Source organism: Sphingomonas sp. SP1 (genome assembly GCF_058313395.1).
The window spans coordinates 24,366-37,839 of the sequence record NZ_JBZFLC010000001.1 but is presented as its reverse complement, the minus strand read 5'-3'; the positions used below and the strand labels follow the sequence as shown (position 1 = coordinate 37,839).

21 protein-coding genes are annotated in these 13,474 nt (G+C 64.2%); 18 read left to right on the top strand and 3 right to left on the bottom strand.

The window, feature by feature from the left end:
* From rpmC to AC4GYS_RS00120, 15 genes are all read left to right on the top strand, one after another.
* The gene (gene rpmC, locus AC4GYS_RS00190) at positions 1-231 is read left to right on the top strand and encodes a 50S ribosomal protein L29 (RefSeq protein WP_491107104.1); all 231 of its coding nucleotides are present in this window, start codon (positions 1-3) and stop codon (positions 229-231) included.
* A gap of 13 nt (positions 232-244) precedes the next feature.
* Complete coding sequence (rpsQ, locus tag AC4GYS_RS00185; RefSeq protein WP_249503711.1) at positions 245-520, top strand: 30S ribosomal protein S17; 276 nt, start codon at positions 245-247, stop codon at positions 518-520.
* A gap of 23 nt (positions 521-543) precedes the next feature.
* Complete coding sequence (rplN, locus tag AC4GYS_RS00180) at positions 544-912, top strand: 50S ribosomal protein L14 (protein WP_192585726.1); 369 nt, start codon at positions 544-546, stop codon at positions 910-912.
* Positions 912-1,232, top strand: coding sequence for a 50S ribosomal protein L24 (gene rplX, locus AC4GYS_RS00175; RefSeq protein WP_491107103.1), 321 nt, complete (start codon positions 912-914; stop codon positions 1,230-1,232). The genes rplN and rplX overlap by 1 nt, the downstream gene beginning before the upstream one ends.
* Positions 1,225-1,806, top strand: coding sequence for a 50S ribosomal protein L5 (rplE, locus tag AC4GYS_RS00170; RefSeq protein ID WP_491107102.1), 582 nt, complete (start codon positions 1,225-1,227; stop codon positions 1,804-1,806). The genes rplX and rplE overlap by 8 nt, the downstream gene beginning before the upstream one ends.
* 30 nt (positions 1,807-1,836) lie before the next feature.
* Positions 1,837-2,142, top strand: a complete 306-nt coding sequence (gene rpsN, locus AC4GYS_RS00165; RefSeq protein ID WP_491107101.1) for a 30S ribosomal protein S14 — start codon at positions 1,837-1,839, stop codon at positions 2,140-2,142.
* Between the two features lie 13 nt (positions 2,143-2,155).
* On the top strand, positions 2,156-2,551 hold the full coding sequence (gene rpsH, locus AC4GYS_RS00160; protein WP_491107100.1) for a 30S ribosomal protein S8: 396 nt from the start codon (positions 2,156-2,158) through the stop codon (positions 2,549-2,551).
* 1 nt (position 2,552) lies between these two features.
* On the top strand, positions 2,553-3,089 hold the full coding sequence (rplF, locus tag AC4GYS_RS00155; protein WP_491107099.1) for a 50S ribosomal protein L6: 537 nt from the start codon (positions 2,553-2,555) through the stop codon (positions 3,087-3,089).
* Positions 3,089-3,442, top strand: coding sequence for a 50S ribosomal protein L18 (gene rplR, locus AC4GYS_RS00150; protein WP_491107098.1), 354 nt, complete (start codon positions 3,089-3,091; stop codon positions 3,440-3,442). Before rplF ends, rplR begins: the two co-directional genes overlap by 1 nt.
* A 3-nt stretch (positions 3,443-3,445) precedes the next feature.
* On the top strand, positions 3,446-4,201 hold the full coding sequence (gene rpsE, locus AC4GYS_RS00145; protein ID WP_491107097.1) for a 30S ribosomal protein S5: 756 nt from the start codon (positions 3,446-3,448) through the stop codon (positions 4,199-4,201).
* A 5-nt stretch (positions 4,202-4,206) separates the two neighbouring features.
* On the top strand, positions 4,207-4,383 hold the full coding sequence (rpmD, locus tag AC4GYS_RS00140) for a 50S ribosomal protein L30 (protein WP_491107096.1): 177 nt from the start codon (positions 4,207-4,209) through the stop codon (positions 4,381-4,383).
* A gap of 70 nt (positions 4,384-4,453) precedes the next feature.
* Positions 4,454-4,999 (top strand): 50S ribosomal protein L15, encoded by a 546-nt coding sequence (gene rplO, locus AC4GYS_RS00135; protein WP_491109326.1) that lies wholly within the window; start codon positions 4,454-4,456, stop codon positions 4,997-4,999.
* A gap of 104 nt (positions 5,000-5,103) precedes the next feature.
* The gene (gene secY / locus AC4GYS_RS00130; protein ID WP_491107095.1) at positions 5,104-6,468 is read left to right on the top strand and encodes a preprotein translocase subunit SecY; all 1,365 of its coding nucleotides are present in this window, start codon (positions 5,104-5,106) and stop codon (positions 6,466-6,468) included.
* A 39-nt stretch (positions 6,469-6,507) separates the two neighbouring features.
* Complete coding sequence (locus tag AC4GYS_RS00125) at positions 6,508-7,161, top strand: adenylate kinase (RefSeq protein ID WP_491107094.1); 654 nt, start codon at positions 6,508-6,510, stop codon at positions 7,159-7,161.
* Between the two features lie 15 nt (positions 7,162-7,176).
* Complete coding sequence (locus AC4GYS_RS00120; protein WP_491107093.1) at positions 7,177-7,683, top strand: SRPBCC family protein; 507 nt, start codon at positions 7,177-7,179, stop codon at positions 7,681-7,683.
* On the opposite strand, the gene AC4GYS_RS00115 is transcribed toward AC4GYS_RS00120, so the two are convergent.
* On the bottom strand, positions 7,680-8,159 hold the full coding sequence (locus AC4GYS_RS00115) for a dihydrofolate reductase (protein WP_491107092.1): 480 nt from the start codon (positions 8,157-8,159) through the stop codon (positions 7,680-7,682). The two genes, AC4GYS_RS00120 and AC4GYS_RS00115, sit on opposite strands and share 4 nt — an antisense overlap.
* A 123-nt stretch (positions 8,160-8,282) precedes the next feature.
* On the opposite strand from AC4GYS_RS00115, the gene AC4GYS_RS00110 reads away from it, so the two are divergent.
* The 3 genes from AC4GYS_RS00110 to AC4GYS_RS00100 are packed head-to-tail and all read left to right on the top strand — an operon-like array spanning position 8,283 to position 11,327.
* Positions 8,283-9,701 (top strand): FAD-binding oxidoreductase, encoded by a 1,419-nt coding sequence (locus AC4GYS_RS00110; RefSeq protein ID WP_491107091.1) that lies wholly within the window; start codon positions 8,283-8,285, stop codon positions 9,699-9,701.
* A 59-nt stretch (positions 9,702-9,760) separates the two neighbouring features.
* Complete coding sequence (gene ppk2, locus AC4GYS_RS00105) at positions 9,761-10,564, top strand: polyphosphate kinase 2 (protein WP_491107090.1); 804 nt, start codon at positions 9,761-9,763, stop codon at positions 10,562-10,564.
* Between the two features lie 34 nt (positions 10,565-10,598).
* Positions 10,599-11,327, top strand: a complete 729-nt coding sequence (locus AC4GYS_RS00100; RefSeq protein WP_491107089.1) for a DUF4956 domain-containing protein — start codon at positions 10,599-10,601, stop codon at positions 11,325-11,327.
* Here the strand turns inward: AC4GYS_RS00100 and AC4GYS_RS00095 are convergent.
* Together AC4GYS_RS00095 and AC4GYS_RS00090 are read right to left on the bottom strand one after the other, a co-directional pair.
* Entirely contained in the window at positions 11,324-12,352 is a 1,029-nt protein-coding gene (locus tag AC4GYS_RS00095) for a hypothetical protein (RefSeq protein WP_491107088.1), read from the bottom strand. The genes AC4GYS_RS00100 and AC4GYS_RS00095 overlap by 4 nt on opposite strands.
* Positions 12,349-13,416 carry a metallophosphoesterase gene (locus tag AC4GYS_RS00090; protein ID WP_491107087.1) on the bottom strand — a complete coding sequence of 356 codons (1,068 nt, stop codon included), beginning with the start codon at positions 13,414-13,416 and terminating at the stop codon, positions 12,349-12,351. Before AC4GYS_RS00090 ends, AC4GYS_RS00095 begins: the two co-directional genes overlap by 4 nt.
* Positions 13,417-13,474 lie beyond the last annotated feature (58 nt).

Genomic DNA, 13,474 nt, shown 5'->3' with positions numbered 1-13,474 from the left:
ATGGCGAAGCAAGAAGACCTGTCGGTGAAGACCGACGATCAGCTGTCCACCCAGCTGTCCGAGCTGAAGCGCGAGCAGTTCAACCTGCGCTTCCAGGCGGCGACCAACCAGCTGGAAAAGCCGAGCCGGGTCAAGGAGGTGCGTCGCACCATTGCCCGGATCAAGACGCTGCAAAGCCAGCGCGCCCAGACCAACGCGGCGTCCAACGCCGACGCGTCGGCTCAGGCGTAAGGGAGAAGAAGAGATGCCCAAGCGCGTCCTGACCGGCACCGTGGTGTCCGACAAGGGTGACAAGACCGTGGTGGTCCGCGTCGAGCGGCGGGTGAAGCACCCGCTGTACGGCAAGATCATCAAGCTGTCGAAGAAGTATCATGCCCACGACGAGGCGAATGCCTACTCGGTGGGTCAGCAGGTGCGCATCGAAGAATGCGCGCCATTGTCGAAGCTCAAGACCTGGACCGTTGCCGGGCTGGTTGGCGAGGCCAAGGCCTCCGACCTGGCCGAAGCGGCCAACGTCTGAACCGCGAAGGATAGGGTAGACCCATGATCCAGATGCAGTCCAACCTGGACGTCGCGGACAACAGCGGCGCCAAGCGCGTCCAGTGCATCAAGGTGCTGGGCGGCTCCAAGCGCCGGGTGGCGGGCGTGGGCGACATCATTGTCGTCTCCGTCAAGGAAGCCGCTCCGCGTGGCCGAGTGAAGAAGGGTGACGTTCACCGTGCCGTGATCGTCCGCACCGCCAAGGACATTCGTCGTCCGGACGGTTCGGTGATCCGCTTCGACAGCAACGCCGCCGTGCTGGTCAACAAGAACGAGGAGCCGATCGGCACTCGTATCTTTGGCCCGGTGGTGCGCGAACTGCGCGCCAAGAAGCACATGAAGATCATCAGCCTCGCGCCGGAGGTGCTGTAATGGCCGCCGCGAAGATCAAGAAGGGCGACAAGGTCGTCATCCTGTCGGGCAAGGACAAGGGCAAGACCGGTGAGGTCGTCCAGTCCATGCCCAAGGAACAAAAGGTCGTGGTGGCCGGCGTCAACGTCGCCGTTCGTCACAAGAAGGCGACCCAGGTCAACCCGCAGGGCGGCCTGGAGCGCAAGGAAGCGCCGCTGCACGTGTCCAAGGTCGCGATCGCCGACCCGAAGACCGGCAAGCCGACCCGCGTCCGCTTCGAGGAGCGCGACGGCAAAAAGGTTCGGATCGCGGCCAAGTCCGGGGAACTGATCAATGGCTGAGCAGGCATATACTCCGCGCCTGAAGAAGGACTATGACGATCGCATCGCGAAGGCGATGACCGAGAAGTTCGGCTACAAGAACAAGTTCGAAGTGCCGAAGCTCGAAAAGATCGTCATCAACATGGGCGTCGGTGAGGCGACCCAGGACAAGAAGAAGGTCGAGGCCGCAGCGGCCGAGATGCAGGCGATCTCCGGCCAGAAGCCGGTCATCACCAAGGCCAAGAAGTCGATCGCTCAGTTCAAGCTGCGCGAAGGCATGCCGATCGGCTGCAAGGTCACCTTGCGCCGCGAGCGGATGTACGAGTTCCTGGACCGGCTGGTCACGATCGCCCTGCCGCGCGTCCGCGACTTCCGCGGCCTCAATCCCAAGTCGTTCGACGGCCGGGGCAACTATGCGATGGGTCTCAAGGAACAGATCGTGTTCCCGGAGATCAACTATGACCAGATCGACAAGGTCCGGGGCATGGACATCATCGTCACCACCACCGCGAAGACGGATGAAGAAGCGCGCGAGCTGCTGCGCCTGTTCAACTTCCCGTTCCCCGCGGACACCGAGACCAAGCAGGCCGCGTGAGCGGCCGGCGTTAGGAGAAGAACTTAAGTCATGGCGAAACTGAGTTCGATCAACAAGAACGAGCGTCGCAAGAAGCTCGTCGAGAAGACCGCACCGAAGCTCGAGAAGCTGAAGGCAAAAGCGAACGACAAGTCGCTTGATGAGACCGAGCGTCTCATCGCCCGCCTGAAGATGGCCGAGCTGCCGCGCAACGGCAACAAGACCCGCATCCGTAACCGGTGCGAGCTGACCGGCCGCTCGCGCGCCTATTATCGCAAGTTCCGTTTGTCGCGCGTCATGCTTCGGGAATTGGGCAACAAGGGCCTGATCCCGGGCCTGACGAAGTCGAGCTGGTAAGGGTCACGAAGAGATGGCGATGACCGATCCCCTGGGTGACATGCTCACCCGCATCCGCAACGGCCAGCAGGCGCGCAAGGACTCGATCCTGACGCCGGCTTCCAAGCTGCGTACCCGCGTCCTCGACGTGTTGCAGCGCGAAGGCTACATCCGCGGCTACTCCGAGGAGGAGCTGGCGGGCCAGAAGGGCCTTCGGATCGAACTCAAGTATTTCGAAGGCCAGCCTGCGATCCAGCATGTTGCGCGCGTGTCGAAGCCCGGTCGCCGGGTCTATTCGGGCGCTCGTGAGCTGCCGCGGATCCGCAACGGCCTCGGCATGACCATTGTCTCGACGCCACGTGGTGTTCTGAGCGACGCGGAAGCGCGCGATCAGAATGTCGGCGGCGAGGTACTGGCGGAGGTATTCTAAGATGTCCCGTATCGGCAAAAGGCCGGTTCCGGTGCCGGCAGGCGTGACCGCGAACCTGGAAGGCTCCACGCTCTCCGTGAAGGGACCCAAGGGCACGTTGTCCATGGCGGTGATGGACGATCTCGTTCAGACCACCGTGGAGGATGGCCAGATCAGCGTCCAGCCGGTCAACGACAGCCAGCGTTCGCGTGCGGCCTGGGGCATGCAGCGGACCAACGTGCAGAACCTGGTCACCGGTGTGACCGAAGGCTTCACCAAGGTGCTGGAAATCACCGGCGTCGGCTATCGTGCCGCGGCCCAAGGCAAGAACCTGAAGCTGCAGCTCGGCTACAGCCACGACGTCAACTATGCGGTGCCGGAAGGTGTCGACATCAAGACGCCCGATCCCAACACGGTTGAGATCAGCGGCATCGACAAGCAGATGGTCGGCCAGGTTGCGGCCGAGATCCGCCGCTGGCGCAAGCCCGAGCCCTACAAGGGCAAGGGCATCAAGTACCGTGGCGAGTACATCTTCCGTAAGGAAGGGAAGAAGAAGTAATGGCCAAGCTCTCCCTCTTCGATCGCCGCCGCCGGCGGGTCCGGACCGCGCTGCGGTCGCGTGCCGCGGGCAAGCCCCGCCTGTCTGTGCATCGCTCGGGCAAGCATATCTATGCCCAGATCATCGACGACACCGCCGGGACCACGGTTGCTGCCGCCTCGACGCTGGACAAGGATCTGCGCGGCAAGGCCAATGCGACCAAGGATGGCGCGGCCCAGGTCGGCAAGACCCTGGCCGAGCGCGCCAAGGCTGCCGGTGTCGATCGCGTCGTGTTCGATCGCGGCGGCTTCCTGTTTCATGGCCGGGTCAAGGCCCTGGCCGATGCCGCCCGCGAAGGCGGGCTGGAGTTCTAAGTGATGGCTGACGAAAACCAGACCCCGGTGGAAAGCACCGAGCCGCCGGCGGCATCCAATCCGCAGGGTACTCCCGAAACGGCGACTGCGGCCGAAACCGCATCTGAGAGCCGCGGTCCGCGCGGTGGACGTGGCGGCGGTCGTGGCCGTGACGGTGGTCGCGGTGGACGTGATGGTGGCCGTGGCCGCCGTGACGACCGTCGTGGCAACCGCGACGACGATGGTGAGGAGCTGATCGAGAAGCTCGTCCACATCAACCGCGTGTCCAAGACCGTGAAGGGCGGTAAGCGCTTCGGCTTTGCCGCGCTGGTCGTGGTCGGCGATGGCAAGGGTCGCGCCGGCTTCGGTCACGGCAAGGCCCGCGAAGTGCCGGAAGCGATCAGCAAGGCGACGGCGGCGGCCAAGAAGGCCATGATCCGCGTGCCGCTGCGCGATGGCCGCACCCTGCACCATGACGGCCGCGGTCACTTCGGCGCCGGCAAGGTGGCGCTCCGTGCGGCGCCTCCGGGTACCGGCATCATTGCCGGCGGCCCGATGCGCGCGATCTTCGAAAGCCTGGGCGTGGCCGACGTGGTGACCAAGTCGGTCGGCACTTCCAATCCCTACAACATGATTCGGGCGACCTTCGAGGCGCTCAAGGAACAGACCAGCCCCCGTTCGGTGGCGCAGCGTCGCGGCAAGAAGGTCGCCGACCTGCTCGGCCGCAGCGGTATGGCGAGCGCCGAGGCGGAAGCCACGGCCGAAGCGATCGCGGAGTAATAAGGGTGGCTACCATCAAGATCACGCAGACCGGTTCGCCGATCCGCCGCGACAAGACTCAGCGCGCGACGCTGGTCGGTCTCGGCCTCAACAAGATGCACCGCACCGTGGAAGTGGAGGAGACCCCCGAGGTCCTCGGCCAAATCCGCAAGGTGCAGCATCTGGTGAGCGTCGAAAAGTAACAACCATCAATTGGGCCATCGCTTTGCGCGGTGGCCCATGCGCGACAAAAGCGAAAGCGAGTGCAACGACATGAAACTCAACGAAATCCGTGACAATCCCGGTGCCCGCAAGGGTCGCGTCCGCGTAGGGCGTGGTATCGGTTCGGGCCTGGGCAAGACCGCCGGACGTGGTCAAAAGGGCCAGACCAGCCGTTCCGGCGTCAGCATTTTCGGGTTTGAAGGCGGCCAGATGCCGCTTCACATGCGGCTGCCGAAGCGTGGCTTCAACAACATCTTCGCCCGCGATCATGCGGAAGTGAACCTGGGCGCGATCCAGAAGATGATCGACGCCGGCAAGCTGTCGACCGACGGCACGCTCGACCACGCTGCGCTGAAGGCTGCTGGCCTCGCTCGTGGCGGCAAGGACGGCGTTCGCCTCCTCGGCAAGGGCGAGTTGACCAGCAAGGTCAGCTTTCGCGTCGCCGGCGCTTCCAAGGGCGCGCGGGAGGCCGTGGAGAAGGCTGGCGGTTCGATCGAATTGATCGAGCGCAAGGATCCGGCTGAACTCGCCAAGGCCAAGAAGGGCAAGGCGCGCGAAGCTCGCATCGCCGACAAGGCAGCCAAGTCGGCCAAGTAAGCGCCGCTTGCCGGAGTGTGCTTCTCAAGCGCGCTCCGGCGACTATATGGGGCGGCGGGGGGTTGCGAAGCCTTTCGCCGCCTTTGCTTCATTAAGGACTTCGAATGGCATCCGCCGCCGAACAACTGGCATCAAACATCAGTCTTGCGAGCTTCAGCAAGGCAACCGAGCTCAAAAAGCGCATCTGGTTCACCCTTGGTGCGCTGATATTGTTCCGGTTGCTCAGCCATGTGCCGATGCCGGGCATCGATCCGCGTTCCATGGCGGCCTTGTTCGAAACGCAGCGCGGCGGCGTGCTGGATTTCTTCAACACCTTCTCGGGCGGCAGCCTCGAGCGGATGAGCATCATCGCGCTCGGCGTCATGCCGTACATCACTGCCTCCATCGTGGTGCAGCTCGGTGCGACCATGTACGGCCCGTGGCAGGCCCTGAAGAAGGAGGGTGAGACCGGGCGCAAGAAGCTCAACCAGTACACCCGCTACCTGACCGTGCTGCTCACTACCGTGCAGGGTTACTTCATCGCGGTCGGTTTGGAAGGCCTTGGCGCCACCCAGGGAATCGCAGCGGTAGTCGAGCCCGGCATCACCTTCCGCGTCGCCGCGACGGTCAGCCTGGTAGGCGGCACGCTGTTCCTGATGTGGATCGGCGAGCAGATCACCAGCCGCGGCATCGGCAACGGCATTTCACTGATCATCATGGCCGGGATCGTCGCGACCCTGCCGCGTGCGCTCGCGCAATTGTTCGAAGGCGGCCGCACGGGGACAATGGACCCGCTGATCATCGTAGCGATCATCGCGCTTGCGGTCGGCCTGATCCTGTTCATCTGCTTCATGGAGCGGGCTCAGCGGCGCGTCCTCATCCAATACCCGAAGCGCCAGACGGCGCGCGGGGCGATGCAGCAGGAGCGCAGCCACCTCCCGATCAAGATCAATACCGCGGGCGTGATCCCGCCGATCTTCGCCTCGTCACTGCTCCTGATGCCGCTGACCGTCATCCAGATGGCAGGCGCCAATCCGCAGAGCGAGGGCGGGAGCGAATTCCTGATCACCCTGTCAACCTATCTGCAGCACGGCAGCCCGATCTTCATGACCCTCTATGGGCTGGGGATCATCTTTTTCTGCTTCTTCTACACGTCGGTGCAGTTCAATTCGGAAGAAACGGCCGAGAATCTGAAGCGGCACGGCGGCTTCATTCCCGGCGTGCGTCCGGGCAAGGCAACCGAGCAATATTTCGATACGCTGCTGACCCGTATCACCGTGATCGGCGCTGCGTATCTGACGCTGATCTGCCTCATTCCGGAAATCCTGTTCACCCAGGCCGGCATCCCTTTCTACCTTGGCGGGACCAGCCTGTTGATCGTGGTGAACGTGACGATGGATACGGTCAGCCAGATCCAGAGCCATCTGATCGCCCATCAATATGGCGATCTTATCAAGAAGGCGAAGCTGAAGGGCGCCCGGCGGCGTTGAGCCGCCAATAGTCGAGCAGCCGAACAGGGGACGCCAGACGTGAACATCATCCTTCTTGGGCCGCCGGGTGCCGGCAAAGGCACCCAGGCGCAGCGGCTCGAGCGTCAGCGCGGGATGGTGCAATTGTCCACGGGCGACATGCTGCGTCATGCAGTCGCGGCGGGCACCCCGATCGGGCTCAAGGCCAAGGCGGTGATGGAGGCCGGCGAACTGGTCAGCGATGCGATCGTCTCCGCACTGATCGGCGAGCGCCTCGACAGCTCCCAGAACCTCGGTGCCATTTTCGACGGTTTCCCCCGCACCCAGCACCAGGCCGAGGCGCTGGACCTGTTGCTTGCGGACCGCGGCCGTAAGCTGGATTACGTCATCGAACTCGAAGTCGATGAAGAGGCGCTCGTCGACCGGATCACCGGCCGTTTCACCTGCGCCAATTGTGGCGCGAGCTATCATGATCATTTCAAGCTGCCGAAGGTCGAGGGCAGCTGTGACGTGTGCGGGGCGCATGAATTCAAGCGTCGGCCCGACGATAACGAACAGACCGTCCGCACCCGCATGGCCGAATACCGTGCAAAGACTGCACCGATCCTGCCCTATTACGAGGAGCGCGGTCTGGTGAAACGCGTGGACGGCATGGCCTCGGTCGAGGAGGTCGCGCGGCAGATCGACGCCATTCTGGACGGCACGGCCACGTAACGATATCTTGCGAGCATGCGCATCATGCTCGCGTTGCCGCTGCTCCTCCTTGCGACCCCGGCTGCGGCAGAGGTGAAGAGCCAAGCGCCGGGCGGTTTCGTCATTCGGCATACCGCGACCAGTTCGCTTCCGCCCGAACTCGTGTTCCGCAATATCGGCCTGATCTCGCGCTGGTGGAACCCCGAACATAGCTACTCAGGCAAAGCCGAGAACCTGTCGCTTCAGCTTCGGGCCGGCGGCTGTTTTTGCGAAACCCTATCCGGCCACGGCGGCGTCGAACATCTGCGAGTCGCCTTCGTCGATCCTGGCAAGCGGGTCCTGCTGACCGGCGCACTCGGGCCCTTGCTCTACCAGGCGGTGAGCGGGGTAATGGACATCCAGCTGAAGCCGCAGGGATCCGGCACGTCCATCAGCCTCAGCTACAAAGCCGCCGGCTTTGCCGAGGGGAACGGCGACCAGCTTGCCGGACCGGTCGACCGCGTGCTGGGCGAGCAGGTCGCCCGGCTCGCCGCGCTGCGCTAGAGATGTTCCAGCGTCACGAAGGAAAAAGCCGGCCGACCGTCCGCGGACGGGTGCTCTTCACGCGCGAGCTCGCGCCAGCCGCCGCCCTCACGTGGGTCGGACATCACCGTATCACCGTCGACCTCCGCCAACACTTCGGTCAGCTCCAACCGGTCGGCTCTCGCCATGAACAAGGCAAAAATCTCTGCCCCTCCGATCACGCTGATCGTTGCGGCTCCCGCAGCGGCGATCGCTTCGTCGACGCTGCGCACGACTTCCGCTCCGTCGGACTGCCAATCCTTGTTGCGGGTCAGCACGATATGACGTCGCCCCGGTAGCAGACCCGGCAAGCTGTCGAACGTCTTGCGCCCCATGACCATCACCGTGCCGGTCGTCAGGGCCTTGAACCGCTTCAGGTCGGCAGGCAGGTGCCACGGCAAACCGCCGTCCTTGCCGATGACCCCGTTCGTCGCGCGGGCGACCACCAGCTGGATCACCTGTTTCGTCCCGCGTTGCCGCCGATCGCGCCGAGCATGCTCACAATCGCTCCTACTGAATTCGCTTCGCTCCTCGCTCTCTCGCCGCTCGCACGACGGGGGGCAAGCGCCTATGTGGGCCGCATGCATGCAACGCTCGCCCTGGTGGAGGAAGCACGATCGCGCCTTGGCGAACGGGTCGTCGTTACCGATCAGCAGGACATTGCTCCGTGGCTGACCGACTGGCGGGGCCGATGGCACGGCAGTTCCGTGGCGCTGCTGCAGCCCGGCTCGACCGAGGAGGTGGCCAAGATCGTCAGGCTGGCGGCCGAACACCGTGTCGGTCTTGTGCCGCAGGGAGGGAATACCTCCATGGTCGGCGGCGCGACGCCCGCCGCGGACGGCAGCAGCGTCCTTCTCTCGCTGCGGCGGATGAACCGTATCCGGCACATCGCGGATGATCACGCCATCGTCGAAGCGGGCGTCATCCTATCCGATCTGCACGAGGCCGCGACCCGCCATGGGCGTCGCTTTCCGCTAACTCTTGGGGCACGCGGCAGTGCGACCGTCGGGGGTCTCACCGCCACGAATGCCGGTGGCACGCAGGTGCTGAAGTTCGGAACCATGCGCAGGCTGGTGCTTGGCGTCGAAGCGGTGCTGGCCGACGGATCGATCCATGACGGGCTGTCCGGGCTGAAGAAAGACAATCGCGGTTACAGTCTGGATCAGCTGCTGATCGGATCGGAAGGGACGCTCGGGGTCGTCACGGCCGTGAATGTGCAGCTGGTGCCGGCGACTGCCGCCCGGGCGGTGGCGTGGGTCGGCGTCGCAAGCCCACAGCAAGCGCTCGATCTTCTGCGCTCCCTCCAGTCGGCTACCGACCGGGTGGAAGGATTCGAAATCCTGCCCGTCGAAACGCTTGACCAGGTGCTCCGCCACATTCCTGGCACACGTCCGCCGCTGGCCGGGACACATCCCTGGCACGCCTTGATCGAAGCGACAGTTGCGGACAGCTCGGCCCAGCCGCCATCGGAACTGCTCGAACGTCTGCTGGCTTCCGCCCTTCACAACGGCCTTGCCCGCGACGCCGTGATCGCCGCGAGCGAAGCGCAGGCCGACGCATTCTGGCGCATCCGCGACAGCATCTCAGAGGCAGAACGCGCCGGCGGGCCAGCCGTCCAGCACGATATCTCCGTCCCGGTCGACGATATGCCGGCATTCATTCTCGCGGCCTCGGCAGAGGTAGAGCGCGCTTTCCCCGGAACCCGCGCCTTCGGCTATGGTCATCTCGGTGACGGAAACGTGCACTTCCATGTGCGCGGACCGGAAGGATCGGATGCCGATTGGCCCTCGACACACGGCCAGCCGGTCAGCCGATTGGTCCACGATCTGGTCACGCAGGCAGGCGGCTCGATCTCGGCCGAACATGGGATCGGGCAGATGAAGCGGGATGAACTCGCCCGGCTGCTGCCGCCGGCGCGACTGCGCGCGCTTCAGGCCATCAAGGCCGCCATGGACCCGCTTGGTATCCTCAATCCCGGCAAGCTGTTGCCCTCGGCCTGATTGCGTCCGCCAACGGCCGCTGTCACAACCAGGCTCCAAGGGGCCGTCAAGGGGGTCGGATGCGCAAGCTTAGCGGCGAGGAATATGAGAAGAATCTGAAGCCGTTGCTTCGCGAACTCAGCAGCATGGCGCGCTGGGTGGCGGAAACCGGGCAGCGGGTTCTCGTCATTCTCGAAGGGCGGGATACGGCAGGGAAGGGCGGTGCGATCACCGCGATCCAGCGTATCTTGAACCCCCGTCAATGCCGCGTCGTCGCGCTTTCGAGCCCCAGCGAGCGTGAAAAGTCCCAATGGTATTTCCAGCGTTACGTCGAGCACCTCCCTGCCAAGGGGGAGATCGTGCTGTTCGATCGCAGCTGGTACAATCGGGCAGGCGTCGAGCGGGTCATGGGCTTCGCCACTTACCAACAGGTTGAACAGTTCCTGCGCGAAGTTCCGGTGTTCGAGAAGCAACTGGTCGACGACGGCATGCTGATCTTCAAATACTGGCTGTGCTGCGACCAGGAGGCGCAGGAGCGTCGCTTCCGCGACCGGCTCGAGAACCCGATGAAGCGCTGGAAACTATCCCCGATCGACCTCGAAGCGCGTGAGAAATACTCGGCCTATACCGATGCTCGTGAGCGGATGCTTGAGGCGACGCACACGGATCATGCGCCGTGGACGCTGGTCGACTTCAACAATCAGGGGTTGGGGCGATTGACCCTGCTACGCGATCTGCTCGACCGCATTCCGGATACCGAGTTGCCTTATCCCGAGATCGACTGGCCACCGCTGGGACATGATCCGATAAAGGAAAGCTACGCAGTGCTGCATCCGATCCCACCCGCTGATGTCGAACTCGACGATAGCCGGGAAAAGGAATAGCTTGGAGGCAAGGGGTTCGATGGGGGTGAATGGGATGCGCGCGGTTCGTCTGCTGCTGCTGCTGGTCTTCTATTACGCCCTGCTGGCGCTGGTCGCCTGGTATGTCCTGACCCGCTTTCCCGACCTGAAGGAGAAGCTGCCGATCGGTCAGGCCAAGCACCTGATCGCCCAGCCCGCCGGCAGCCAGGAAGGCGCGAACAGTTTCGCGCAAGTGGCCAAGGGGAGCTATGATCAGATCCGGACGCTGGGGGGCAGCATCGGCTGGATGTTGGCCGCTGTCGCTGCCGCCTTTCTTGCCGCCCTGCCGGTCAGCTGGGTCTACATGCGGACGCGCAGCGAGGACGAATATGATCAATCCCTGATCAGCACGATTCTGATTCTGCCGATTACCGTCACGTCGATCGTGATCATCGTCCAGAATTCCCTGAGCCTCGCTTTTGCACTGGGGGGCATCGCCGGTGCGGTGCGCTTCAAGAACAGCCTCAAGAGTTCGGGCGACGCGCTTTACATCCTCCTGTCCGTGGGGATCGGCCTCGCCGCCGGCACCGGTGCGGCGGAGCTGGCCTATGTCATGAGCATGGCCTTTGCGATCAGCTTCGTCGTGCTGTGGCTCAGCGAATATGGTGAGCGTGAAGGAATGAAGCGCTACATGAGCGACTTCGACCCGCATGACGAACCGAGCCGCGCCAACGCGGCCGCGGCAGCCGCCTCCGCCTCAGCGGCAATCGTCCCGCCACCCGACAATCCGGCCAGACCCGGTTAGCCGATGCACCCCTTCAGCACTTTCGCGCGGGTGCTGTCGTCGGTCTGGATCTGCGCAAAGAACTGATCGAGATAAGCAGTCGCCTTGCGCGCGCGGTCCGGCTGCAGGCCGGGCAGGCCGGCGATCAGGGTCGCAACCTCTCCGCGCTTCGCACGAAGCTCGGCGGCGACTGCCAAGGCGTAAGTGTTATGCGCGCAATAGCCGCGGTACTTTCGCACCCTGACGCTCGCCACGTCGATCTCGGCAGGCGGGGTCGCATAAGGCGCATCGACGAAGCCCGAAAAGTCGAAGTCGTAGGGCACTGGCACCAGCGCCGGGTTGCTGCCTTTCTGCATCAGCCGGAAATTATGGCAGCAGCCCTCTCCTTCGGGCCCGGCGCGCATCGAAAAATCGAGGTTGCCGATCATATATTCGAACATCGCCGCCCGCGCCGTTTCGCGAGACGACAGGGTTAAAGCGGGGACGACGTCCGGCGTTCGCGCCTGCGCGAAGCCGTTGCGTTGCCCGACGTGATAAATGTCTTCGATGAAAAAGCCGTAGCGGGTGGCGACCGGCCGGCCGTCGCCCTCCCGATATTCGATGGTCGCGAGCCGCGCTCTGAAACTTTGCGGGGTCAGCAGGTTGTAGATTCGATAGGCCAGATACTCCAGCAGCACATATTGCTGGTGCCCTTCGTTTTTCTTGCAATGGGTGACGAGCTTCAGGCGGCGATGGCCCGCGAACAGGCTGCGATCGGGAGCCGCACGGACGTCGACTCGCAACGGCGGAAAGTCGCAGATGTCGAACGCTCGGCGGGTAATCCCCCGCGGAGCTAGGCCGACCGAAAACGTCTGCCCATCGATGGACAACGTACCGGGGCGGCTGTTCTCGTTCTGCCGATCCCGCGCAATGTTTGAGAAAGGACCTTGCAGCGTCAGGCGGAGCGGCGTGTCGCTGGCGAACAGCGCCGTGGCCGGCTGCTGAGCCGCCGCGTTCGCCGCCGCTAGGGTGGTGGCAATTCCGGCCAGTGCCTGAAGAATCTTCACCGCGAAATACCCCCTGCAAATCTGCGCGGCATGGTATGGGGCACGACCCGGTCACCCAGGATCTCAAGATAGCTGAGCGGCCCCTTGTAGTAGCTGCTGATCCCCGTATCGATGCGGATCAGCCGACCGCCATGGTCGATCACGATCCCGCTGAGTGACGGCGTATGCCCGACCACCATGCGTTTCGCCCCATAGGCAGCAAGCACGATGGCAAGTTCCTGCTCGATCGTCGGCCTTGGCGGCGGTGGCGTAGCGGCGGCAGGCGAGAGCGCTTTAGCGGCGGCCTCCTCGGCCGGTTTCGCGCGCGTGATCAGGCCGCGGTACCACAGCGGTCCAAGGGGATCGTTGATCAGCGCCGTTTCGCTTGCGTCCGCGGCAGCCAGTTCACCGGCCGCCTGCCGATTGAGCTGATCGAGCGACAGGCGGGCATATTCGGCGCTGATCCCGCCATGGACGAACAGCGTGTCGCCGATCTTCACTGCAACCGGGTTGGAGGCCGTCCAGCGCCCGAGCCGCCCGTCGGGCGCCCAGGCGCGGCGATGCTCGATAAGACCCAGCGGCGTCCTGGCGTACCAGGCATCGCGGATCGCCTTGCGCGTCAGGGTCGGATCGCGCGCCTTGGCCTGCTGCTCCAGCCCGTCCTGCTGCTGCCGGAACAACGCGTCGCGCAACCGTCCGGAATTGCTGTCGACAAAGGCGCCATATTCGCCGGGGTGAACATAGCGCAGGTCACCCGTCACCATCATCGCCTCGTGATTGCCGGCAAGCACGATCACCCGCCCACCGGCTCGGGGCGCCTCGCGTTGCCAACGCATCAGCTGCTCGATGATGCGCAGGCTGGCCGGCCCCCGGTCCGTGACGTCGCCCGTTTGCACCAGCAAGGTACGGCCGCCGGCCCAGCGGCCGCGCGCATCGCTCAGCCCGGCGGCGCGAGTGATCGCCTGCCAGGCGGCGAAGTCGCCATGAAGGTCGCCGATCGCAACGATGCGACCCTGCGCAAACACGGTTGAGGCGGAAAACAACACGCACACGGCGACCAGCCAGCGAAGTCCGCGGTGCAGCATCAGCCCCTCCGTCTCAGCAACTCGAAAGGGGCACCGCACGGCGCGGAAAGTCAAGTTT

Coding starts and splice junctions, on each gene's coding strand:
- AC4GYS_RS00100 (WP_491107089.1), top strand. CDS start 10,599: ATGCGCGCGGTTCGTCTGCTGCTGCTGCTGGTCTTCTATTACGCCCTG.
- secY (WP_491107095.1), top strand. CDS start 5,104: ATGGCATCCGCCGCCGAACAACTGGCATCAAACATCAGTCTTGCGAGC.
- rplO (WP_491109326.1), top strand. CDS start 4,454: ATGAAACTCAACGAAATCCGTGACAATCCCGGTGCCCGCAAGGGTCGC.
- rplE (WP_491107102.1), top strand. CDS start 1,225: ATGGCTGAGCAGGCATATACTCCGCGCCTGAAGAAGGACTATGACGAT.
- rplX (WP_491107103.1), top strand. CDS start 912: ATGGCCGCCGCGAAGATCAAGAAGGGCGACAAGGTCGTCATCCTGTCG.
- rplF (WP_491107099.1), top strand. CDS start 2,553: ATGTCCCGTATCGGCAAAAGGCCGGTTCCGGTGCCGGCAGGCGTGACC.
- ppk2 (WP_491107090.1), top strand. CDS start 9,761: ATGCGCAAGCTTAGCGGCGAGGAATATGAGAAGAATCTGAAGCCGTTG.
- rpsN (WP_491107101.1), top strand. CDS start 1,837: ATGGCGAAACTGAGTTCGATCAACAAGAACGAGCGTCGCAAGAAGCTC.
- rpmC (WP_491107104.1), top strand. CDS start 1: ATGGCGAAGCAAGAAGACCTGTCGGTGAAGACCGACGATCAGCTGTCC.
- rpsH (WP_491107100.1), top strand. CDS start 2,156: ATGGCGATGACCGATCCCCTGGGTGACATGCTCACCCGCATCCGCAAC.
- rpsQ (WP_249503711.1), top strand. CDS start 245: ATGCCCAAGCGCGTCCTGACCGGCACCGTGGTGTCCGACAAGGGTGAC.
- rplN (WP_192585726.1), top strand. CDS start 544: ATGATCCAGATGCAGTCCAACCTGGACGTCGCGGACAACAGCGGCGCC.
- rpsE (WP_491107097.1), top strand. CDS start 3,446: ATGGCTGACGAAAACCAGACCCCGGTGGAAAGCACCGAGCCGCCGGCG.
- AC4GYS_RS00110 (WP_491107091.1), top strand. CDS start 8,283: ATGCATGCAACGCTCGCCCTGGTGGAGGAAGCACGATCGCGCCTTGGC.
- AC4GYS_RS00090 (WP_491107087.1), bottom strand. CDS start 13,416: ATGCTGCACCGCGGACTTCGCTGGCTGGTCGCCGTGTGCGTGTTGTTT.
- AC4GYS_RS00120 (WP_491107093.1), top strand. CDS start 7,177: ATGCGCATCATGCTCGCGTTGCCGCTGCTCCTCCTTGCGACCCCGGCT.
- rplR (WP_491107098.1), top strand. CDS start 3,089: ATGGCCAAGCTCTCCCTCTTCGATCGCCGCCGCCGGCGGGTCCGGACC.